This window comes from Catenulispora acidiphila DSM 44928 (assembly GCF_000024025.1).
Classification (GTDB): Bacteria; Actinomycetota; Actinomycetes; order Streptomycetales; family Catenulisporaceae; genus Catenulispora; species Catenulispora acidiphila.
Genome location: NC_013131.1, coordinates 5,453,395 through 5,475,645, shown reverse-complemented (window position 1 = coordinate 5,475,645; position 22,251 = coordinate 5,453,395). Strand labels below are relative to the sequence as shown.

The following is a 22,251-nucleotide window of genomic DNA, read 5'->3' as shown; positions in this document are numbered from 1 at the left end:
GCGCTCAGCGACGACTACTCCGACGCGCCGGACGACTCGAACATCGAGAAGAACCCGCCCTGCGGGTCCTGGCACACCGCGAAGCGGCCCATCGGGATCGGCGTCGTGGGCACCACGATCGTGCCGCCGAGCTCGCCCACCTTGGCCACCGAGGCTTCGCAGTCGGCCACGCCGAAGTACACGGCCCAGTGCGGGGGCGTCTCCTTCGGGAAGTGCTCGTCGTCCATCACCATCAGTCCGGCCACGGTGCGGGTGTTGAGCTTGAGCTCGGTGTACTCCATCCCCTCGCCCATCGGGGTGGTCTTGGCGTCCCAGCCGAAGACCGCGGCGTAGAAGGCCTTGGCCGCCTCGGCGTCGCGGGTGTTCAGCTCGTCCCAGGCCAGCGCGCCGGGCTCGTTGACCAGGCCGGCGCCCTTCATCGTCTTGGGCTGCCACAGACCCAGGGCCGCGCCGGTGGGGTCGGCGAACATGGCCATCCGGCCGATGTCCATGACGTCCATCGGGGGCACGATCGCCTTGGCGCCGGCGCCCTCGGCCCGGGTCATCGCGGCGTCGGCGTCGGACACCGCCACGTAGGTGCTCCAGGCCACCGGCTGCTCCGGCGACATGGTCGTCATCGCGCCGGCCACCTGCTCGCCGTTGAGCAGGAACGTGGTGTAGCCGCCGGCCGCGGGGTCCTCGGCGACCTGCGCGCTCCAGCCGAACAGGCCTCCGTAGAAGGCCTTGGCGCCCTCCAGATCGGTGGTGCCCAGGTCGACCCAGCACGGGGTGCCGGGGACGTACTCTGTCATCTTCATCGCGCGGGGCCTCCTTGAGCCCGGCCATGATCGGCCTGACGGGGTTTGCACCTGACGGGGTTTTGCAGGGGTTTGCCCTCCGAACGTACCCGCCCCGCACCCGTTCCGCCCCCGGAATGCGGCACGCCGCGCCCGGCGGCTCGGCGGGGCGCTAGTTTGGGAGCGTGCCCGACCGATCTTCCCTTGCGAAGTCCTCCGCGCCCGGCCCGAACCATGCCTCTGACCTGCCCGATCGGGCGTGGCGCGCGGCGTTGGCCGAGGCCGGGCTGGACGTCGGCTCCGGCGCCCGGCGGCGCGCCGAGTACAGCGCCGACGCCTCCAACTACCGGCACGTGCCGCGCGGCGTGGCCTTCCCGCGCGACGCCGAGCAGGTCGCCGCGGCGGTGCGCGTCAGCCGGGCGCACGGTGTGCCGGTGACGCTGCGCGGCGGCGGCACCTCGGTCGCCGGGAACGCCATCGGCGAAGGACTGGTGCTGGACTGTTCGCGGTACTTCGGGCGGGTCCTGGAGCTGGACGCCGAGGCCCGGACCGCGCGGGTGGAGCCGGGCGTCGTGCTCGACGCGCTCCAAGCGGCAGCGGCTCCGCACGGACTGCGCTTCGGGCCCGACCCCTCCACCGCCTCCCGCTGCACCGTCGGCGGCATGATCGGCAACAACGCCTGCGGCGCGCGCTCGCTGGCGTTCGGGACCACGTCGGAGAACGTGCTGAGCCTGGACCTGCTGCTCGCGGACGGCACGCGGACCACAGCGCGGCGCGGCACGTCCGGCGTCGCAGCGCTCGACGAGCGGCTGCGCGCCCTGGTCGAACGCCATGGCGAGGCCATCCGCCGGGAGCTCGGGCGCTTCCCGCGCCAGGTCTCCGGCTACGCGTTGCAGCATCTGCTGCCGGAGAACGGGTTCGACGTCGCCAAGGCGCTCGTCGGCTCCGAGGGCACGCTCGCCGCGGTGCTCGGCGCCGAGGTGCGGCTGGTGCCGGTGCTGCGGGACCGGGTGCTGGTGGTCGCTGCGTACCCGGACATGGTGACGGCCGCCGCCGACGTGCCGCGCGTGCTGCCGCATCAGCCCTCGGCGATCGAAGGGCTGGGCTCGGAGCTGGCCGACGTGTGGGCGGCACGCCGCAAGCGTCCGCTGCCCTCCTCGCTGCCGGCCGGCGGCGGATGGCTGTTCATCGAGACGACCGCGCGGCAGGCGGCGGCGATCGTCGCGGACCTGGCCGGCGCGCACGCGACCCGGGTGGTCCGCGCCGAGGCCGAGCAGCGCCAGCTGTGGCGGATCCGAGAGGACGGCGCCGGGCTGGCGACCCGGACGGCCGAGGGCGCCGAGGCGTGGCCGGGCTTCGAGGACGCGGCGGTACCGCCGGAGCGGCTGGCGGACTACCTGCGCGGGTTCGAGGCGCTCATGCTGAGCGCCGGCCGCAAGGGCACGGTGTTCGGGCACTTCGGTGAGGGCTGCCTGCACGTCCGCATCGACCACGACCTGCAGACCGTCTCCGGACGCCAGCAGTTCGCGGAGTTCACCGCCGCCGCGACCGAACTGGTGGTCACGCACGGCGGATCGGTGTCCGGCGAGCACGGCGACGGCCAGGCACGCTCGGCGCTGCTGGCCGCTATGTACAGCCCTGAGCTACTGCGGGCGTTCGAGGAATGCAAGACCGCGTTCGACCCCGACGGCGTGCTGAACCCCGCGATCCTGGTCGCGCCCCGCGACTTCGCCGCCGACCTGCGCGCGCCGCACGTCGTGCAGATGGCGCCGCCGGAGCTGGCACTGGCGAGCGACGGCGGGGACTTCGGGCGCGCGGTGCGGCGCTGCGTGGGAGTGGGGAAGTGCCGCAGTGCGGTCGGCGGCGTGATGTGCCCGTCGTTCCGGGCCACTGGCGATGAGAAGGACTCCACGCGCGGGCGTGCCAGGGTGCTGCAAGAGATGCTCGACGGACGCACGGTCAGCGACGGCTACCGCGCACCGGAGGTCCTGGACGCGCTCGACCTGTGCCTGGGCTGCAAGGGCTGCAAGACGGACTGCCCGGTCGGCGTGGACATGGCCTCGTACAAGACAGAGGTGCTGGCGCAGCACTATCGCGGACGCGTGCGCCCGGCGGCGCACTACTCGCTGGGATGGCTGCCGGTGTGGGCGCGGCTGGCCGGGTTCGCGCCGCGCGTGGTGAACCGGGTGTTGGCCTCGCCGTTGGCGCCGCTGCTGAAGCGGCTCGGGGGGATCGCCGAGGAGCGGGCGCTGCCGCGGTTCGCGGTGCGATCCTTCTCGCGGCGGCGAGCAGATAGTGCCAGGACACAGCCGGGCGTCCCGACGAAGGACGCTGAAGCAGGAAGCTGGTCCACTTCCGCCCTGTGGGAGCTGGCGGGCACGCGCACCGTTGTCCTGTGGGCCGACACCTTCACCGAGAACTTCACGCCGGCTGTCGGCGACGCGCTGATCGCCGTCCTGCGCGCTGCGGGCTTCCGTGTCCTGCTGCCGCCGCGCACCGGATGCTGCGGGCTCACCTGGATCTCGACCGGACAGCTCGGTACCGCGCGGCGCGTCGTCGCCCGCACGCTGGAGGCGATGGCTCCGGCGGTCGAGGCGGGACTGCCGATCATCGTGCCCGAACCCAGCTGCGCCGCCGCCCTGCGCGAGGAGCTGACTGAACTGCTGCCCACGCATCCGCTCGCGGCACGCGCCGCAGAGCTGGTGACCGGGCCCGCGCAGTTCCTGGCCCGGTACGCGCCCGACTGGCGTCCGCCGGCCTCGCCGTGGAGCGGTCACAAGGCCCTGATCCAGATCCACTGCCACCAGTACGCCACCGGCGCCACCGGCGAGGCGGAGGTGGAGTTGCTGGCGCGCGCCGGGGTGGACGCGCGCATCGTGTCCGGATGCTGCGGGTTGGCCGGCGACTTCGGGGTCACCGCCGGGCACTACGAGGTCTCGATGGCCGTCGCGGAGCTGAACCTGCTCCCGGCCATCCGCGCCGCGTCCGCGGACACGTTGCTCATCGCTGACGGATTCAGCTGTCGGACCCAGGTGGAGCAGGCTGTGGCCGAGCGCCGGGTCTGGCATGTCGCCGAGGTGCTGGCGGCCGGTCTGCCGACACTCGATGATGTTTGAGCCGCAGCGCCGTACACCGCAGCGCCGTACACCGCAGCGCCGTACACCGCAGCACCGCACTCCGCAACACCGCATACCGCAGCTCCAACTTCAGCTGCTGATGACGCAGCCCCAGCCGTCGTAGTAGCCGCCGAGCCGCTCGGCCATCTCGTGCAGCTCCCACACGACCCCGTGGATGTAGTCCAGCTCGACGGCGTCGGTGCGCTCCAGATGCACCATCCACTGCCCGTTGCGCTTCTCGACCCTGCCGGTGAAGCCCGCGGCCTGCGCATCGACGAGCATCGTCCGCGCGCGAGCCTCATCCGGGAGGCCCACAACGTGGTCCACGGGACGCGGGACGCTGTGCTTGTCGCCGTTCTCGGCCAGCGACTGCACGACGCGGCGGTCCATCAGGTACTGCATGCTGCGCGTGTCCGGCCACAAGAACTCGTGGTAGTACCGCCACTCCGGGTCGTCCTCGGTGAAGGTCGCCAGTTCGTAGTCGCCCAGGGCGCTTTCCACCTTCGCCACGACGGCGCGGCCGTCGGCGCGCGGCGGCAGGTGGAAGAAGTGCTCGCGGTGGCCGTCGTTGGTCAGGCAGGCCAGGTAGATCGCGCGCACCTCGGCGCCGAGGCTTTCCACCAGCGCGTCCTGCAGGGCGTACATCTGGTCGTTCTCGGTGCCGTCGGGCAGGCCGTTCTCCCGGGGCGAGCGCAGGGCGTGGCGCACGTGCAGGCGCTGGGGGTGCGTGCCGCTGTCGGCGACATCCTGCAGGTCCAGGTCCAGGGTGATCACCGCCGGCTTGCCGTCGACCCGGCACGAGTAGACATCCCAGCCCAGACTCACGAGTATCCCCTTCAGGTGGCCGGCGTGTCCCCGGCGGCGACTGATTTTTGCATGATCGGCGGCCGCGGAGGGCGTTCTCGCCGGATCTGGTCGGTCAGCCCGTCGGGGCGCCGCCGGTCGGGGTGGCCTTGCCCGGTGCGCCGGCGGTGGAACTCTGCGTCGGGGCGCCGGGCGTACTCGGCACGGAGGACGGACTCGTGCTGCTGTTCGGCGAGGTCGTCGGGGTCGTGGAAGCTCCGGTGGGACCGGTCGAAGGGCTCGTCGAGGGCGTGCTCGGCGTGACCGGGGTGGAGCCGGAGGACGGCGGCGTGGAGGGCGTGGTGCTCGGCGAGTCGCTGGAGCCGGACGGCGTCGGGGACGGCGAGTCCGGCTTCTGCGACGGTGTGGAGCCCTCGTGCGAGCCGTTGCCGCCGGGGTTCTCCGGGGCGGGCTGGTCGTGCGAGCCGCCGCTCTGGCCGGGGTCGTTGCTGAAGACGTTGCTGTGATAGCCGGGGAACTCGCCCTTGCGGGCGACCTCCAGCGCGGTGACGGCGCCGGTGCCGAGCATGAAGCTCGCTATGGCCGCGGCCAGGAGCGGCTTGCGGCCGGGGATGCGGTCTTTCCAGGTGCGCGGCGTGTCGGCGGCGATGTTCGCCAGCAGCATGGTTTGCGCGTGCGGGCCCATCGGGGCGTGGATATCGGTATCGCCGTCGAGCACGGCTGTCTCGTCCACGGCGCTGTCGGCCAGAGCCCGGTCGGTCAGGGAAAGCTGGGTCTGCGCCTCGTCGAAGTGGGTGAGTGCCGCAGGCTCGTCGACGATCTCGACCGCCGCCGTCCGATGCGCCGAGCGCACGGTCCGCGCCCGCGACAGGATCGCCGTCTCCAACTGCTCCGGATCCAGTACCGGCATCGCCTTGCGCGCCGCGGTCTTCCCGCGCTCCAGCGAGTGTCCGATGACCGCGCTGGCCGACGTCGCGACCACACTGGCGACCGCCGCGCCGGCGATCGTGCCGCCCACGCCCAGCTTCGAGCCGACGGCGGCGGAGATCGCGGCCGCGCTCGCACCGGCGGCGATCTTGGTGACGGACAGGTCGAGTCTGTGCCGGGTCTCCGGTTCGGGAACGGCGCGGTCGGGGTCTCGGGGCTCATGCGTCGGCGTAGTCATACAGTCATCAGTTTTCCAACCAGCACCACCGATTCTCGAATCAACGCACAGGGATTGTGATCGGATTCACGCGCAGGGGAGTGTTTGCTCCGCGAATCCGCTCAGTTGTCCACAGAGCGCACGCGATCGACCACGGCGCGCGCCAACTCCACCGGCGCCTGGTCCGGAATCCAGTGGCTGACGCCGTTCAGCTCGACGAACCGGTACGGGCCCTCGACGCACTGTGCGCAGTTTTCCGCCACGGCACGCCCGATCGCGACATCCTCGGTGGACCACACGAACGTCGTCGGGATCCGCACGTTCGCCAGCGCCGCCGACTGCTTCACGTCGATCGCGCGGTACCAGTTCAGCGCGGCGGTGAGCGCCGGGCGCTGGCCGAGGGCGCCGTAGTGCGGCAGGATCGCCGATTCCGGCAGCGGGGAGAACAGGTCGTGCAGCGCGCGGGCGCTGTTGGCGAGTAGGACGTCCTCGGGCTTGTCGTCCATGCGGAACAGCTGCACGTACTCCGAGCGCCGCCGCTGGTCCTCGCCCTCCGGGCCGGGGTCGGCCAGGACCTCGTAGAAGCCCTTCAGGTGCGGCACCGACACCGCCGTCAAGGTCCTGAAACGGTCCGGGTGCGCCACCGCGGCGTGCCAGGCGACGATCGCGCCCCAGTCGTGCCCGACCAGGTGCGCGCTGGGCAGGTGCAGGGCGTCCAGCAGGCCGACGACGTCCTGGACCAGCCGGTTCACGTGGTACTCGGAGACCTCCAGGGGGCGCGCGCCGGGGGAGTAGCCGCGCTGGTCCAAGGCGATGGTGCGCAGACCGTCGGCGGCCAGCAGCCGGCTGGCGGCCTGCCAGCTCGCCGAGGTCTGCGGGAAACCGTGCAGCAGCACCACGGGCGGGCCGGCCTGCGGGCCCTCCTCGGTCGCGGTGAACTCGTACGCGCCGATGGTCACGTGATACGCGCGCATATGCGCCCCCTGGCGTTCTGCCGTTCCTCCCGGCGGCCGGGTTGACCGCCTCGCCTGCAGCGACGCTACCGAGCCGCCGCCGTGCCGTCCATGCCCCGGACGCGGTTCGGCCGCGCGTCGTCCATGGGGCTGACAAGTCCATGCCTTCTTGCGAATGCGCGCGCCGGTATTGCGAGCCGACACGGCCAAGACCGGATACCGTCTACCTCATGTCTGAACCGACCGCCCCCACCGCCGCCGACGTCCGCTCGGCCGCCGACGCCCTCAAAGCCGCGATCGACGCCCATCTGGCCGCGGTGGAAGGCCGGTCGGACGAGAGCGACCCGGCCGTGCGCACGGCCTTCCTGGCCATGGCCGCCGCCGCCGAGTCCTACGACGACGCCCTGTACGACACGTACAACGAGGTCACCCCGTTCGAGATCCCGAGCCAGTACCCCGAGTCGGCGGCGGACCCGGACAACCCCGAGGCCATCAGCGTGCTGATCCGCCGGGACTACCAGATCGAGCACCCGGGCCGGCTGCTCGGCGCGGCGCGCGGCCTGGCCGCCGGGGCGGTCGACCCGGAACTGGACATCAGCACCGTCTCCGGCTCGCTGGCCGCGCTGTTCGACGTGTTCGACCCCGACGAGATCCACAACCGCTCGGACGAACTCGGCCTGCTCCCCGGCGACGGCACCACCTGGGTCCTGGCCTCCGACCCCGAGGCGGTCGCCGACGAGCAGTGGTTCGAGGACCCGTTCTCCGACACCGACCCCGAGCGGATCGTCTGCCGCTTCGACGTGATCGGCGACGAGGAGGACGACGAGTACTTCGACACCTTCGCCGAGGACGGCGCGGAGGACGAGATCGACGGGATCGAGGTCGTCTAGGCGGCGCGGCCTCCCGGATCACGGCAGCCGGCCTCCGGCCGCGGACGCGTCAAACCATCAACACCTTGCGTCCCGGCGGGAGGCCGGCTGTTGCGTGCCCGCTTCCGTGCCATATCGCAGGACTCGAGGCGGTACATTCCGGTTTGGTGACGATGTTTCGGCCCGCAAGCGCTGTCCGTCCTGAACCCTAGACTTCCCGCATGACCGGAGGGGACCAGGGCCGATACGTGATCGACGGGCGTTTCGAGCTGTCGCAGCGGCTGGGCGGCGGCGGCATGGGGCTGGTGTGGCGGGCCCGCGACCTGATGCTGCAGCGCGAGGTCGCGTTGAAGGAGGTGCGCTCGCCGGATCCGTCGGTGCACGGCAGCGATCCGGCCGGGCAGCGGATCGTGCGCGAGCGGGTGTTGCGGGAGGCGCAGGCGCTGGCGCGATTGCAGCATCCGAACGTCGTGACGATCTACCACATCGTCGATTCCCCGGACCTGGCGCACCCCTGGCTGGTGATGGAGCTGGTGAGCGGCGGGTCGCTGGACAGCCTGCTGGACGAGCGTGACCTGACCGTCCCGGAGGCGGTGCGCATCGGACGCGGCGTGCTGGGCGCGCTGCGGGCCGCGCACGCAGCCGGGATCCAGCACCGCGACGTGAAGCCGGCCAACGTGCTGCTGCGCGAGGACGGCACGCCGGTGCTCACCGACTTCGGCATCGCCGCGCTGGAGGCCTCGCCCGGGCTCACCGCGACCGGGATGCTGATCGGCTCGCCGGAGTACATGGCGCCCGAGCGCGTGCACGGCATCGAGGGCGATCCGAGCTCGGACCTGTGGTCGCTGTGCCTGATGCTCTACGTCGGCCTGGAAGGGCGCAATCCGCTCAGCCGCGACTCCACCATCGCGACCATCGCAGCGGTCTCCGGCGGCTATGTGCCGCCGCCGGTGCGCAGCGGCGCGCTGGGACCGGTGCTGAGCGCGGTGCTGGTGCCGGACCCGGCGCGGCGGCCGACCGCCGAGCAACTGGACGCGATGCTGGCGCAGGTCGAGGCCGGGCGGAGCGTGACCGGGCTTCAAGCGCAGGTACCGGGCAACTTCGCCGGTGGCACTGGCTACACCAACTGGCAGCAGACCATCCAGTATGGCGGCACCGGGCAGATGCCGGTCACGGACCAGATGGCCGGCTATGCGGGCCATCCGCCGGTCAACCCCTACGGCAACACGTCCACCTCCTACCCGGCGGGCATGAGCCCCGAAGCCACCGAGCGCTACCGGTCGAAGGCGTTCCGGCTCACGACCATGTCCACGGTGGCCGTGCTGGCCGTGATGGGCATCTCGGTCTGGGCCACGACGCGCGCGCAGAGCCACGGCAACCGGACAGGCGGCGCCGACCCGGCGAACAGCTCCCCGGCGTTCTCCATGCCCTCCTTCTCCGACCCGGTCGCGGTCGCCGGTTCCTCGCCGCCGTCGCAGTCCTCGACGACCGCCACCGCCGCCTCGGCCGGCGGCGGCTCCTCGACCGCGACGCAGCACCTGCTCACCCCGGCCGGCGTCCGCGCCGTCATCAAGCAGATCTTCGCGGTCAGCGGAAGCAACCGCGTGGTGTCGATGACCGTCTACGACGACCACGCCAGCTTCGACGTGGTGAAGAAGGACGACCCGAAGGTCTACGACACTTACGACTACAGCAACGGCAAGGCCGCCTTCTCGATGACCGGCAGCACCCTGGACGAGGGCGAGCCGGCGCTGGACCCGTACACGGTGAACTGGGACGCGCTGCCGGGGCTGCTGAAGGACGCCAACAGCTCGCTGAACGTGAAGAACCCCAACTACCACTACGTGGTCGTGGACTCTGACATCATCGATCACACACTGGGGTTGCGGGTCTATGTCGGCGACGACTACCGCAGCGGTTATCTCTCCGCGGACTTGAAGGGCAAGATCCTGGAGCGGTATCCGCAGGAGTAGCAGGAGCAAGTGGGGGCAGTGAGCGAATCCGAGACAGACCCGCGCCGCTACGCGCACGCCGCGTCCGTCGAGGCGGGCCGCTTCGAGATCCCGGCGGTCGCGGGCGACTGGGACACCGGGATGCTGCGGGCCATCACCGATCCGCACCCGGACCTGCTCGCCCAGCTGATGCCGCTGCGACGCGGACCGGTGCAGGGTCCGGCGGTGGAAGACCTGTGGTGGCCGACCGCCGCGACTCCGGAGACTTCCGCGACCGCGACCGCGACCGCGACCGCCGCCGCCCCCGCCCCCGCCCCCGCCACCGCGACCGCCGCCTCCGCCACCGCCGCCCCGGCTGTCCCGCCCGCGAAGAAGACCTCCGCCGGCGCGCGCTCCTCGGCGGGCATGGCCGCCGCGACCGTCGTCTCGCGGCTCGGCGGCATGGTCGCCCAGCTTCTGCAGGCGGCGGCGCTCGGATCCTCGGTGCTGGCGACCACCTTCACCGTCGGCAACACCCTGCCGAACATGATCTACTTCCTGATCATCGGCGGCGCGCTGAACGCGGTCTTCATGCCGCAGCTGGTCGCGGCCATGCGGCGGGACGCCGACGGCGGCGCGGCGTACGTCAACCGCTTCCTGACGCTGGTGTTCTGCGCGCTGCTCGCGATCACGGCGGTGGCGACGATGGCGGCGCCGTGGATCGTCGCGGCGTCGGCCGGCAAGCTGGACGCCGCGCATCGGGCGCTCGCGGTGTCCTTCGCGCGCTACTGCATGCCGCAGATCTTCTTCTACGGAGTCTTCGCGGTCGTCGGGCAGGTGCTCGGCGCACGCGGGCGGTTCGGCCCGGCGGCGTGGGCGCCGGTGCTGAACAACATCGTGGTGGTCGCGGTGTTCGGCGGGTTCGTCGCGGTCGGCGGGGGAGCGGCGCAGGGCGCTGACGGCCAGGCCGTGCTCAGTGCCGGGCAGAGCATGTTCATCGGCATGGGGACGACCGCCGGCGTCGTCGTGCAGGCGGCTGTCGTGCTGTGGTTCCTGGCCGGTTCGGGCGTCCGCTACCGTCCCCGCTTCGACTGGCGCGGTGCGGGGCTCGGCCAGGCTGCCGCGCCGGCGAAGTGGACGCTGGCCTACATGCTCGTCGGCCAGGCGGTGAACCTCCTGGTGATGTCCCTGGCCACCGGTGTGGACCAGGCACATCCGCATCAAGCCGTCGGCTATGCCGCCTACTCCAAGGCGCAGCAGATCTGGATCCTGCCGCAGTCGGTCATCACCGTGTCGCTGCTGACGATGCTGCTGCCGCGGATGAGCCGCGCGGCGGCCGACGACGACCCGGCTGCCGTGCGCCGCGACCTGTCGCTCGGGCTGCGGGTCTCGGGGGCGGCGATCGTGCCGTGCGCGTTCGCGTTCCTCGCCCTCGGTCCGCAGTTCGCCGCCGTCTTGTTCGGCTACGGGCAGACCAGCCTGTCGCAGGCGCACGGGATCGGCTTCATGCTCGCCGCCTCCGGCCTCGGGCTGATCCCGTTCTCGGCGCAGTACGTGATTCTGCGCGGCTTCTACGCCTTCGGCGACACGCGGACGCCGTTCACCGTCGGGCTGATCACCGGCGCGGTGAACGCCGCGATCGCGATCGCGGCGACCGCATTCCTCGGCGGCACGCGCTGGCCGGTCGTGGTGATGGCCGCCGGCTCCGGGCTGTCCTCGGCGATCGGGCTGGCCTGGTCCGTGCGCCGGCTGCGGCGGCGCCTCGCCGGGCCCAGCGCGGCCGCACCCGGCAAGGGCGTGTCACGGGTCTACCGCCGGCTGCTGCTGGCCGCGACCGTCGCCGGGCTGGTCGGCTACGCCGCCGCGCAGGACGTCGGGGCGCTCGCCGGGTCGGCGCGCGCCGCCTCGCTGCTCGCCGCCGCGGCCGGGGGCACGGCTCTGGTCGTTGTCTACGTTTTGGCGGCCAAGGCGCTGCGCGTGGCGGAGGTGGACCGTCTGACACGCCGAGTGCGGTCCCGAATCATGGGGTTGATTCCCAAGGCGGGATGAGGGGTATGTTCTGAAACGTACTGACCTGCCAACCAAGAAGTTACCCGCTCGTCAAAACTCGTTGGTAACTTCGTCTTCACAGGGTCCTGATGGGGTGCCATTCTCATCCCAGCGCACCCCCATCCACCCCCACATGGAGGTTCCCTGTGCTCCCTCGTCCCCACAAGCGGACGCGGACGCGACGTCCCGCGATCAAGCGGGCGCTGCTCGTCCTGGCCGCGGTGACGACCGCTTTCACCACCGTGATGGCGACCGACGCCTCGGCCGCGAGCAGCGTGCACTACGTCGCGCTCGGTGACTCCTACTCCTCCGGCGTCGGCTCCGGCTCCTACATCTCCTCCTCCGGCAACTGCCTGCGCAGCACCCTGGCGTACTCCCAGCTGTGGGCCAACGCGCACAGCCCGGCGAGCTACACCTCGGTGGCCTGCTCCGGCGCCACCACCACCGACGTGCTGAACAGCCAGATCTCGGCGCTGAGCTCGTCCACCAACCTGGTGAGCATCACCATCGGCGGCAACGACGTCGGCTTCTCCTCGGTGATGCAGACCTGCGTCCTGGACTCCGACAGCACCTGCCTGAGCGCGATCAACGCCTCGGTCGCGCAGGCCAAGTCGGTGCTCCCGGGCAAGCTGGGGACCACCTTCTCCGCGATCCGCAGCGCCGCGCCCAGCGCGCGGGTCGTCGTGATGGGCTACCCCGAGTTCTACGACCTGGGCAACTCCTGGATCTGCCCGGGCCTGTCCACCACGGACCGGACCGCGCTGAACAACGCCGCCGACACGCTGGACGGCATCATCCAGACCGCGGCCAAGAACGCCGGCGACTCCTACGCCGACGTGCGCAGCAAGTTCTCCGGGCACGAGCTGTGCGACTTCTTCAACGAGTGGCTGCACTCGGTGAACATCACCGACGTCACCGAGTCCTACCACCCGACCGCCGACGGCCAGTCCGGCGGCTACCTGCCGGCGATGGACTCCATCACCGGCTGAGGCGCGCGGGAAAGCACTGGAACGCGGACCGCGCCGACCCTTGTGGGGATCGGCGCGGTTCTTTCATGCTTATGTGCTTATGTGTCTAGTGTCGCGGCGAGCTTCACAGCTCCCTGAGGACGGCCGGCAGCCGGGTGTGCCGCGGCCGGTCCGGCACGTTGGCAACGGCCTGCGGCAGCGCCGAGCCCGCGCCGTGCACGATCGACAGGTGCCGCTCGGCCAGCCCGCACAGGCCGTAGACCAGCGCCCGGGTCAGACTGCCGGAGGAAGGCCCGTCCAGCACCACCACCGCCGCCGGCCAGGTGCCGCCCAGCGCCTCGCGCGCCGTCAGCGCCCTGACCTGCTCGGTCCCCAGCCGCTCGCGCAGCGCCCGGGTGACGGTCTCGGCGCCGGCCTCGCCGCCGGCCCGGATGGTCACCACCTGGATGTCCTCCGGGCTCAGCCCGAAGGTGCGCGGGATGGAGTCGGCGGCCAGCTGCACGGCGCGCGCCACCGCCTCCCCGGCGTCCCGCACCGGCACGATGACCAGCCGCTTCTCCGGGTCCGCCTCCGGCGGCGGCAGCTCGCCCTCCCGCAGCGCGAACCGCAGGTCGGTCAGCGGATGCGGCTCGGAGTCGGCGGCGCGCACCCGCGGCACCCGGCCGTCGGCGGTGTAGGCCATCAGCGAGTCCGAGCGGGTCTCGACCAGGTCCCGGAACGGCTGGCCCGGACCTGCCGGACCCGGCTCGGCGGGGTCGCCGGCCAGCAGCACGCGCATGCCTTCGGGAACCGCGTCGAGCAGCGCGGCCAGCGCCTCGGCGTCGATCTGGTGCGCCGCGGACACGACGACCAGACCGGGCTGGGGATCGGCGAACTTGGGGGCGGGGGGTTCGGGTTCTGCCTCGCCGGCCGGGTCGGGCTCGGCGGTGTCAGAGCTCGCGGTCTCGGGGGAGTCGGCTGAGGTGTCCTGGTCCTGGGCGTAGTCCTGGTCTGCCGCGGAATCAGCGGCCTGGCTGTCGGCGTCAGCGCTCGCGGTCGCGGATGCACCTGAGGCCTCGGAGTCGGCTGCGGCCGAGCCGCCGGGCACTGCGCCATCAGCTGCGGAGCCGTCAGCATCGCGCTGGCCCGGAACCTTCTCAGCGTCCGCGTCTGCATCCGCCGTCTCGCCCCGTCCGAGCGATGCCAGGTACTCCTGTACCGACAGCACCGTCAGCTCGGTCCCGCCGAGCTCCCGGTTCAGCGTCCGCACACTCGCGGCGTTCCCACCGACTATCGCCACCGGCACTCCGGCCGCCGCCGCGGCCTCGGCGAACCCGGCGATCTGCGCCGTCTTCGCGATGCCCGGCGCGGTCGCGACCAGGGTCAGCCCGTACGCCCCGACGGAGTCCCGCAGCTCGCCGTGGATCCGGTCGCCGGAGGTGTCCAGGCGCTCCCAGTCCTCGCCGAGGGGTTCGGGGGTGGCCAGCAGCCGCTGCACCGCCTCGCCGACGCCCTCCTCGGCGAAGGCGTAGCGCTCCCGGCTGATCATCAGACCGGAGGTGCCGGCGGACCCAGACTCCTCGGCGGGACCGGAGCCGTCGCCGTCCTCGTCCTCTTCTTCGGCGGCGTTGGAGAAGGCGAGCATGTCGCCCTCCTCCAGGGCCGCCTGCAGCGCGCCGGCCGGGTCGCCGAAGCCGAGGCTGCCCAGGGCCGAGCACAGCACGTCGGCCGGCTGCGCGGTGTGGCCGTCCAGGGCGGCGCGGTCCAGCAGCCAGCCCAGGACCGCCCGCGCGCGCCGGGGGTCCTGCGGGCCGGCGGTGCCGCCGAGCACGCTGCGCGCGAAGCCGTCGGCGGCCTCGGGGCGCACCCCGGGCACCGCCAGGATCAGCCACGGGTCGGCGGCCAGCCGGGCCGCGGCCTGCTCGCCGAGCGTCGCGGCCACCCGCGGGGCCAGGTCGCCCGGTGCCCCGGCGGAGGCCAGGAGCTGGTCCAGGGACGGTGCGTCCGGTTCGGTCATGGTCACTGTCTTTCCATCCATCCTGTTCACTGATTGTGCGAGTGCTGGTTCACCAGCCGCGGGCGGGCCGGCTGCCAGGTGTGCTCCGGGTACCCGATGTCGGGCTCGGAGACGTCGTCCAGGGCCTCGCGGATCTCGCGCGGCAGGGTCAGCTGCTCGGCGCTCAGACAGCCGCGCAGCTGCGCCACCGTGCGGGCGCCGACGATCGGGGCGGTGACGCCGGCCCGGTCGCGGACCCAGGCCAGGGCCACCTCCAGCGGCGCCACGCCGAGGCCGTCGGAGGCGATCATCACCGCGTCGACGATGCCGTCGCTCGGGCCGTCCAGGTACTGATCGACGAACGGCGCGAACACCGGCGAGGCGGCCCGGGAGTCCGCGGGCACCCCGGAGCGGTACTTGCCGGTCAGCACCCCGCGGCCCAGCGGGGACCAGGGGAGCAGACCTATGCCCAGATCGACGGCGGCCGGCTGCACCTCGCGCTCCACGCCGCGCTGGAGCAGCGAATACTCCATCTGCGCCGAGGCGATCGGCGCCCGGCTGAAGTCCGCGGACTGCCAGGTCGCGGCGCGGGCCAGCTGCCAGCCGGTGTAGTTGCAGACCCCGACATAGCGTGCCTTGCCGCTGGACACCGCGGTGTCCAGCGCGGCCAGCGTCTCCTCCAGCGGGGTCGCGGCGTCGTAGGCGTGCAGCTGCCACAGGTCGATGTAGTCGGTGCCCAGGCGCTTGAGCGAGCCGTCCAGGGCGTTGAGCAGGTGGCGGCGGGAGGCGTCGAAGCGGCGCGGGCCGAACGGGACGCTCACCGCCTTGGTGGCGATGACCACGTCGGAGCGGATGCCCTCGACCATCCGGCCGATGATGTACTCCGCGTCGCCGTCGCCGTACACGTCGGCGGTGTCGATCAGCGTGCCGCCGGCGTCCAGGAAGGTCTTGAGCTGGTCGGCGGCCTCATGTTCGTCGGTGTCCCGCCCCCAGGTCATCGTGCCCAGCCCCAGCCGGGACACGCGCAGGCCCGTCCGCCCCAGGTGTCGCTGCTCCATGACAGGTGACGCTATCGGTTGCCGGGGACACCGCGTGGGCGGCGTCACCATCGCGCCGCTTCCTACTGACGAGTAATATTGGCTCACGACGGCGCCGCGACCGAGCGGCGCGGCGGTTCCATGCACCGGCGGGTGGCCGGCGGACAGGAGTGGGCGATGAGGCTCGGCGTGAACATGGGCTACTGGGGCGCGGGCAACGACGCCGAGAGCCTCCAGGTGGCCAAGGAGGCCGACCGCCTCGGCTACGCGGTCTGCTGGGCCGCCGAAGCCTACGGCAGTGACGCCGCGACCGTCCTGACCTGGATCGCCGCCCACACCGAGCACATGGACGTGGGCTCAGCCGTCTTCCAGATCCCGGCCCGCACCCCGGCGATGACCGCCATGACCGCCGCCACCCTGGACACCCTGTCCAACGGCCGCTTCCGCCTGGGCCTCGGCGTCTCCGGTCCCCAGGTCTCCGAAGGCTGGCACGGCGTCCCCTTCGCCTCCCCCCTCGGCCGCACCCGCGAATACGTCGCCATCGTCCGCAAGGCCCTGACCCGCGAACGCCTCACCTACGACGGCAAGCACTACACCCTCCCCCTGCCCGGCGGCCCCGGCAAGCCCGTCAAGCTGACCGTCCACCCCGTCCGCGAGCACATCCCCGTCTACCTGGCCGCCATCGGCCCGAAGAACCTCGAACTCACCGGCGAGATCGGCGACGGCTGGCTCCCCGTCTTCTTCAGCCCCGAACACGCCTCCGAGCACCTGGAGCACATCAAGACCGGCCGAGCCAAGGCCGGCAAGAACAGCCTCGACGGCTTCGACATCGCCCCGACCGTCCCCACCGTCGTAGGCGACGACGTCCACCTCTGCGCCGACCTCGTCCGCTGGTACGCAGCCCTCTACATCGGCGGCATGGGCAGCAAGGACCAGAACTTCTACAACCAACTCGCCTGCCGCATGGGCTACGAGAAGCAAGCCGACGAAGTCCAGCAGAAGTACCTCGCCAAGGACTACGCCGGCGCCGCAGCAGCCGTCCCCTTCGAGTTCATCGACCGCACAAGCCTCATCGGCCCGAAGGAGCGCATCGCCGAGCGCATGGCCGCGTACAAGGACTCCGGCGTCACGACACTGAGCGTCGGCGCCGCATTCGGCGACCTGGAGACGCGGATCGGAATCGTCCGGGCCGCGGTGGAGGCTGCTGAGATGGCGGGGATCGGGTAACCGCGCTCGGCTCGCGGCGTTCGCAGGGCGCTGCGGACGCCGTTGAGTAAGCCGCCCCGGTAGCGGATCGTCATCGACGAGCTACCGGGGTTTCTCTTATATTGCCGACTTGCCGAAACCTGGGATCCCCAGGCGCCGAATCTGTCATCATCGATATAGCGAAATGCGAAGAGCCCTACCGCTTACGCCTGTGTTGGACGCTGGGCTGGATGGCGGCGGAGCCGGCGTCGGCGTTCAGGCCGCCGGATGCCGGCTTCGGACGCATGCCGCAGGCTTCAGTGATCATCGAGGGCTGCTTCGAGGGTATTTCCCGAGCAGAGCTCTTCGAGCTGCTGGTCAGCGCGGACCGGATGACGGCCACCGGCCCGGCGGGTCCGCTGTGAGCACCCTGATCCGCCGCCGAAATCCGGCGGCCATTCGGTGCACACTGATACTGTCGGCATCGGCTCCGTCACGTTATGCTGTGACTTGGGCAGTCGCGTGACGGACAGGGCGCTTCAAGAGCGTGGCAACCCTGGTTAATACTGAGGTTAAGAACACTGATAAACTCTGCCGTCGGCTCCTCTTCGACTCGTCCCCGGGTTCGACATCAATAGGCGGCTTAATAGTGAGAATCCAGCCTCGCAAACAGATTCTGGACATCTGGCGTTCCATGCTGGCCGAGTGCTACAGCGGCCAGAAGTGGTCCTGGGGCGGCCGGGTCGAGTCCAACGCGATCTCCGACGCCGAGCAGCTGCTCTGCCTGCTGTATCCGATCACCCAGATCGAGACCTTCGCGGTCCACGACCCGGACAAGACGCAGCAGGACGTGCTCCGCGCGCTCAGACCGCTCGGGGAGGCCACCAGGATCCCGCGGGTGCTGGTGGACGTGGCGCTGGAGTACTTCGAGAAGCACACCGACGGCCGGGGCGAGCCGAACTTCGCCGCCGGCAGCTATCTGCGGGCGATGTCCCCGGAGACCCCGCTGCCGGAGGACGCGATCCTGCTGCAGCTCGAGGTCGTCGACGGCTACTCGATGTCGATCACGCTGTGCCTGACCCTGATGGTCTTCGCGAACGACCGCCTGGAGCGGGAAGCGCAGCCCAAGCAGCGCGAGAAACTCGTCGACCTGAACGAGAAGGCGTCCCGCCGTCTCACCGCGGCCATGGTCGGCCTGCTGCGCAGCTTCGTGGTGAACTCTGTCGGCTCGGACTCCGACCAGGGCCGGGCGATCCTGGGGATGCTCCGCCAGGGCGACACCACCGACGCCGAGCTGCAGCAGGGTCTGAAGACCCGGTTCGACCGGCTGCGCAACCAGCTCAAGACCGACGTGCGCCTCGGCGTGGCCGACGAGAGCAAGCCCGACGAGGACCAGCTCTTCGAGTGCGGCTGGACCTGGGGCATCGCCAAGGACGCGCGGAAGATCGTCGAGTACGCGGCGGACTACGACATGTCCTCCAGGCCCGGATACGCCATGGCCCGCCCCTGGCTGTATTTCACGGTGTCCGCCCTGGACGGCATCGTCGACCTCACCTCCCGCCGCATCAGGGCCCTGAACATCCTCACCACCGAGCAGCGCGCGCTGTCCGAAGCCCTCGGTCTGCGCTGGGACCTCACCCAGCGGTACTGGTCCGCGGTCGCGCGCTTCGACGACGAGCAGTGGCCGCTGGCGGACATCCCCTGGCGCACCAGCGACGGCGAGGAGTCCGACTACTACTCCCTGCTGGTCGTCTCGGTGCTGATCCAGGACCTGATCAACAGGACCGCCAACGACGCCGACCTGATCAAGGCCGTCGGCATCATCCAGGAACTGGCCCGCCGCGGCCGCATCACCAGCCGGATGACCGAGGACGACCCGGCCGCGACGCTGCACTATCCCGGCGTCCGCCAGGGACTGGTCGGCAGCGAGGAGGCGGTGGGCTCGCACCTGGCGCTGTACACCGCCGACTACTCGCCCCTGATCATCAAGCGGTCCCTGCAGGCGGCGCAGCTGACCGACAACGTCGAGGCGCGCGAGGCGCTGATGGCGGTCGCCGAGGCCGCCATGGACCACCTGGACGATCGCCGCCTGACCCGCGACGGGGAGTCCGTCGAGCTCTGGGACGACCTCAGCCACCTGCCGGGCCTGGAGACGTACGCCTTCGAGCGGCCCTCCTGGTACCTCACCGAGCGCGTGGTCGAGGCGTTGGTCGCCACCGCGACGGCTTTCGAGCAGGAACCGCCGCGCAGCTCCCGGATGTACGACCATCTGCTGCGCCTGCTCAACGAGGCCGACCACGTCTACAACCAGGAACTGATGCGCTCCAACGTGGACGACCGCTCCACGCTGCGCGAGCGCCTGGAGGAGATCGGGCAGCTCATCAAACGGGCCCGTGAACTGCGCAACCGTCGTACCAGTACCGCGATCGCGCTGTCCGAGCGCGCGCTTCGCCTGCTGGACGCTCTCGAGGAAGCCGATCTGGACGCCGGGCGGAGCCGCTAGATGCTGATCTTCTCCTCCTCCGACAAGGGCGGCACAGGACGGTCGGTGACCAGTTGCAACATGGCCTACCGGCTGTCGCTGCTGGGTCGGGACGTGGCCTACCTGGACTTCGACTTCGGGTCGCCGACCGCCGGGGCGATCTTCGAGATCCCGAAGCTGGAGCGCGGCACCCAGGACGGCGGCCTGCACTCCTTCATCCTGGGCCAGACCACCGTGCCGACCCGGGTCGACGTCCGGAAGGTCACCGAGCGCCCGGCGCTGCAGGAGCGGCCCTCCGGCTCCGGCAAGCTGACCCTGTTCCCCGGGGACGTCGGAGGCGCGGAGTTCCACCTGAGCGACGACCACATCAAGGCGGCCATCAGCCTGTTCCAGACCGTCGAGCGCGAGTTCGACGTCTGCATCGTGGACCTGAGCGCGGGCCGGTCCTCGGCGCTGGACATGTCGCTGAACGCCATCTCCCCCCGGGTGCGCAAGAAGACCAGGGAGGGCAACGACCGCGTCCGCTGGCTGCTGTTCCACCGCTGGACCACGCAGCACGTGATCGCCGCCGGCGGTCTGCTGTTCGAGCAGAACGGCATCCTGCCGTGCGCCGTGGAGGCAGGTTTCGCCCAGGCGGACTTCATGCGGCTGGTGCGCACGGTCCGCACCGCCGTCCCGGACGCCTCGGCGTTCGGGGAGAAGACCACCGCGGAGCAGACCCGCTGGGTGGTCCGCAGCGACGACCACCTCAAGGCCCTGGCACAGGGCCGGGGACTGGGGCAGGACCTGCTGGCCGGGACCACGCCGCTGGAGCCGATGCTGCTGTGGCGCGAGCAGGTGATCATGGACCTGGACGTCAACCGCAGGCTGGCCAAGCCCGCGACCACCCAGGCTTTCGACAAGTTGGCCATCAGGGTCGTCGACGACCACGCCTGGGAGGGTTTCTGATGACTGCGACAGCGCAAAGCGCGCCCCTGACACCGGTCTTCCAGGAGCTCAGTCAGGGCACCACGGTACAGAACCTGCCGCTGTCGCACCTGTCGGTGGAAGTCGGCCACTTCTACATGGAGGACCTGGAGAACGGCGAGGACCCGATCAGGGCGCAGTTCGAGCGGGTCCGGCCGTGGCTGGCCGCCGCCGAGGCCTCAGTGGTCTGCGGGACTGAGAAGCCGCGAGTGAGTACCTGCTTCCTGATCGACGACTATTTCCAGCGCTGGCCGGATGCCAAGGACATAATCGAGAAACTGCTGCGTCTGTCGGCCGACGCCGGGGTGCGGATCGACTATTTCGCCCGCGAGTCCTCCTGTGCGGTCCGGGCCGACGGGACCCGGATCGCCGAGCTCGTCGCGCGGCGCCTGTTGCAGGAGCCGGAGCCGGAGATCACCACCGGTTCCCGTCCGCCGACGGTGCGCTCCGGCTGGCTGGCCAACGGCAAGCCGGCGCGCGAGGGCAAGGTCCTGTCCGCCATGCGCGGCCACGCCTGGGAGCCCGCGGTCGAGTTCAGCAAGCTGAACCACTCGATCTTCCTCGACGTCGAGCTGTGGCGGGACTTCGCCGAGCCCGGCGCCGACGATGATGTCGTGCTGGCGAGGAGGCAGTACTCCTGTCCCTTTCTGGCGGCGGTCTGGCAGTTGATTCGGCTGGGGCTGCTGCGCCACGACGGCGCGCCGGCCCTCGCGGTCGCCGACCAGCCGGCGGAGTGGTCCAACGACTGGACCGTGTTCCCGGACATCGTGAAGGTCAATCCGGCGGCCAAGCCCTTCTACGCCTATCGTGCGCTGAGTATCATGCCGAGCGACTTCCTCGGCATCGAGCACGCCGTGCGCACCATCGTCGACCACTTCCTGGTCGATCCCGGTGTGGACGAGTCGCTCCAGGTGCGGGCGGCGGAGAAGAGCGTGCCGCTGCCGAGCGCCGTGGCCGACCGGGTGAGCCACCACTTCCTCGACGGCGTCGACTGATGGCGCGCTCCGGCGCGCCCCTGGACCCCCCCGCCAGGCACTCGCCGGCCGTGGTCCTGGGAGTGGTCGTCACCAACCTGCTGAACACCTCCGGGCCGCTGCCGCTCGACGCGGCCCGGCAGGCGCTCAAGCTGCTGCCCGGCGTCGGCGCCGCCACGCGTCGCTACCCGGAGGACCAGGTGGTGTCCCCCGACCTGTTCTACGGGGTGGACTGCGCCCTGGCCACCAGCCGCACCCAGCCGCGCGTCGTCGGCACGGTCCGGGCCCGCGCCCTGCTCACCGCCGGTCATGTGCTGCAGGGCTCCGCGCGCGTGGACGTGGTCCTGGACGCTTCCACGCGCCGCATGCCGTGGTCGTACTACGCCGCGCGCACCGGAACTGTCGAGGCGGTGAACAAGGCCGACCCGGCCGACCTTGTAGCCGGGTTCCTCACCACTGAGTCCGGCGCCGGTCTGCTGGACCTCGCCGGGATAGGGGCGCACATCATGTCCCGGCTGGACGCGGTGCCGCAGGTGGACCGCCGTGCCCGGATGCGCACCGAGGCCGGCCGGCTGCGCTGGGCGGTGCTGGTTCGCGACGACGCCGAGATGCAGGCAGAGGTCGTCGCCGGCGAAGACGGCGGGTTCCGGGTGCGCATGACCGCGCCGACCGCCCTGCTCCCGAGCATCGTCGAGTTCTGCGAGACGCTGGCGCTGCACCACTGGCTGCTGGCGGCGCTGAAGAACGCCTTCGACCGGTCCGGACGCGCGCCCCGGCCCATCGACGAGCTGGGTCCGGCGCTGAGCTACCTGGGCCACATGTGGAATCCGACGGCCTACCTGTCAGAGCCGACCCAGTGGATCTGGAAGGCGTTGGAGCGTGACGCGCAACTGAGTCGGGGGTGGCAGTCCACTTTGACGCGGGTAAGGGATGAAGTGTCGCTGTTGACACTAAAAGCGATCGACGGGACTCTGCACAAGGAGTTCGCGTAAGGGTTAGATCGATAGTCAGGGGACGGGGTG

17 protein-coding genes are annotated in these 22,251 nt (G+C 71.2%); 11 read left to right on the top strand and 6 right to left on the bottom strand.

The features are described 5' to 3' along the window. Positions 1–14 precede the first annotated feature (14 nt). The gene (locus CACI_RS23765) at positions 15–797 is read right to left on the bottom strand and encodes a VOC family protein (RefSeq protein WP_015793394.1); all 783 of its coding nucleotides are present in this window, start codon (positions 795–797) and stop codon (positions 15–17) included. Between the two features lie 164 nt (positions 798–961). Here CACI_RS23765 and CACI_RS23760 point away from each other — a divergent pair, with 164 nt between their 5' ends. After that, positions 962–3,892, top strand: coding sequence for an FAD-binding and (Fe-S)-binding domain-containing protein (locus tag CACI_RS23760; RefSeq protein WP_015793393.1), 2,931 nt, complete (start codon positions 962–964; stop codon positions 3,890–3,892). A gap of 90 nt (positions 3,893–3,982) precedes the next feature. On the opposite strand, the gene CACI_RS23755 is transcribed toward CACI_RS23760, so the two are convergent. The 3 genes from CACI_RS23755 to CACI_RS23745 form a co-directional block, all read right to left on the bottom strand. Further along, the gene (locus CACI_RS23755) at positions 3,983–4,717 is read right to left on the bottom strand and encodes a DUF695 domain-containing protein (protein WP_015793392.1); all 735 of its coding nucleotides are present in this window, start codon (positions 4,715–4,717) and stop codon (positions 3,983–3,985) included. Positions 4,718–4,811: 94 nt separating this feature from the next. Beyond that, positions 4,812–5,861, bottom strand: a complete 1,050-nt coding sequence (locus CACI_RS23750) for a hypothetical protein (protein ID WP_015793391.1) — start codon at positions 5,859–5,861, stop codon at positions 4,812–4,814. Between the two features lie 101 nt (positions 5,862–5,962). Continuing rightward, positions 5,963–6,814: an alpha/beta fold hydrolase gene (locus tag CACI_RS23745; RefSeq protein ID WP_015793390.1), complete on the bottom strand. Its 852-nt coding sequence runs from the start codon at positions 6,812–6,814 to the stop codon at positions 5,963–5,965. A 209-nt stretch (positions 6,815–7,023) separates the two neighbouring features. On the opposite strand from CACI_RS23745, the gene CACI_RS23740 reads away from it, so the two are divergent. The 4 genes from CACI_RS23740 (at position 7,024) to CACI_RS23725 (ending at position 12,631) form a co-directional block, all read left to right on the top strand. Next, positions 7,024–7,683 (top strand): hypothetical protein, encoded by a 660-nt coding sequence (locus CACI_RS23740; RefSeq protein ID WP_015793389.1) that lies wholly within the window; start codon positions 7,024–7,026, stop codon positions 7,681–7,683. Positions 7,684–7,883: 200 nt separating this feature from the next. Then, entirely contained in the window at positions 7,884–9,635 is a 1,752-nt protein-coding gene (locus tag CACI_RS23735; RefSeq protein ID WP_015793388.1) for a serine/threonine-protein kinase, read from the top strand. Between the two features lie 18 nt (positions 9,636–9,653). Then, positions 9,654–11,642: a murein biosynthesis integral membrane protein MurJ gene (murJ, locus tag CACI_RS23730; RefSeq protein ID WP_049871683.1), complete on the top strand. Its 1,989-nt coding sequence runs from the start codon at positions 9,654–9,656 to the stop codon at positions 11,640–11,642. 146 nt (positions 11,643–11,788) lie between these two features. Next, positions 11,789–12,631: an SGNH/GDSL hydrolase family protein gene (locus tag CACI_RS23725; protein WP_015793386.1), complete on the top strand. Its 843-nt coding sequence runs from the start codon at positions 11,789–11,791 to the stop codon at positions 12,629–12,631. Between the two features lie 103 nt (positions 12,632–12,734). Here CACI_RS23725 and CACI_RS23720 read toward each other — a convergent pair whose 3' ends face one another. Both CACI_RS23720 and CACI_RS23715 read right to left on the bottom strand, forming a co-directional pair. Continuing rightward, positions 12,735–14,606: a helix-hairpin-helix domain-containing protein gene (locus CACI_RS23720; protein WP_041540433.1), complete on the bottom strand. Its 1,872-nt coding sequence runs from the start codon at positions 14,604–14,606 to the stop codon at positions 12,735–12,737. A 26-nt stretch (positions 14,607–14,632) separates the two neighbouring features. Then, positions 14,633–15,643 (bottom strand): aldo/keto reductase, encoded by a 1,011-nt coding sequence (locus CACI_RS23715; RefSeq protein WP_015793384.1) that lies wholly within the window; start codon positions 15,641–15,643, stop codon positions 14,633–14,635. Between the two features lie 156 nt (positions 15,644–15,799). Between CACI_RS23715 and CACI_RS23710 the strand changes: the two genes are divergently transcribed. From CACI_RS23710 to CACI_RS23690, 6 genes are all read left to right on the top strand, one after another. Further along, complete coding sequence (locus CACI_RS23710; protein ID WP_015793383.1) at positions 15,800–16,849, top strand: LLM class F420-dependent oxidoreductase; 1,050 nt, start codon at positions 15,800–15,802, stop codon at positions 16,847–16,849. 209 nt (positions 16,850–17,058) lie between these two features. After that, positions 17,059–17,232, top strand: coding sequence for a hypothetical protein (locus tag CACI_RS51425; RefSeq protein WP_015793382.1), 174 nt, complete (start codon positions 17,059–17,061; stop codon positions 17,230–17,232). 224 nt (positions 17,233–17,456) lie between these two features. After that, the gene (locus tag CACI_RS23705) at positions 17,457–19,310 is read left to right on the top strand and encodes an SCO2524 family protein (protein WP_015793381.1); all 1,854 of its coding nucleotides are present in this window, start codon (positions 17,457–17,459) and stop codon (positions 19,308–19,310) included. Continuing rightward, positions 19,311–20,237: an SCO2523 family variant P-loop protein gene (locus tag CACI_RS23700; protein WP_015793380.1), complete on the top strand. Its 927-nt coding sequence runs from the start codon at positions 19,311–19,313 to the stop codon at positions 20,235–20,237. Continuing rightward, a complete protein-coding gene (locus tag CACI_RS23695) occupies positions 20,237–21,250 on the top strand; it encodes an SCO2522 family protein (protein ID WP_015793379.1) in 1,014 nt (337 codons plus the stop codon). The genes CACI_RS23700 and CACI_RS23695 overlap by 1 nt, the downstream gene beginning before the upstream one ends. Further along, entirely contained in the window at positions 21,250–22,221 is a 972-nt protein-coding gene (locus CACI_RS23690; RefSeq protein ID WP_015793378.1) for an SCO2521 family protein, read from the top strand. The genes CACI_RS23695 and CACI_RS23690 overlap by 1 nt, the downstream gene beginning before the upstream one ends. Positions 22,222–22,251: the final 30 nt, after the last annotated feature.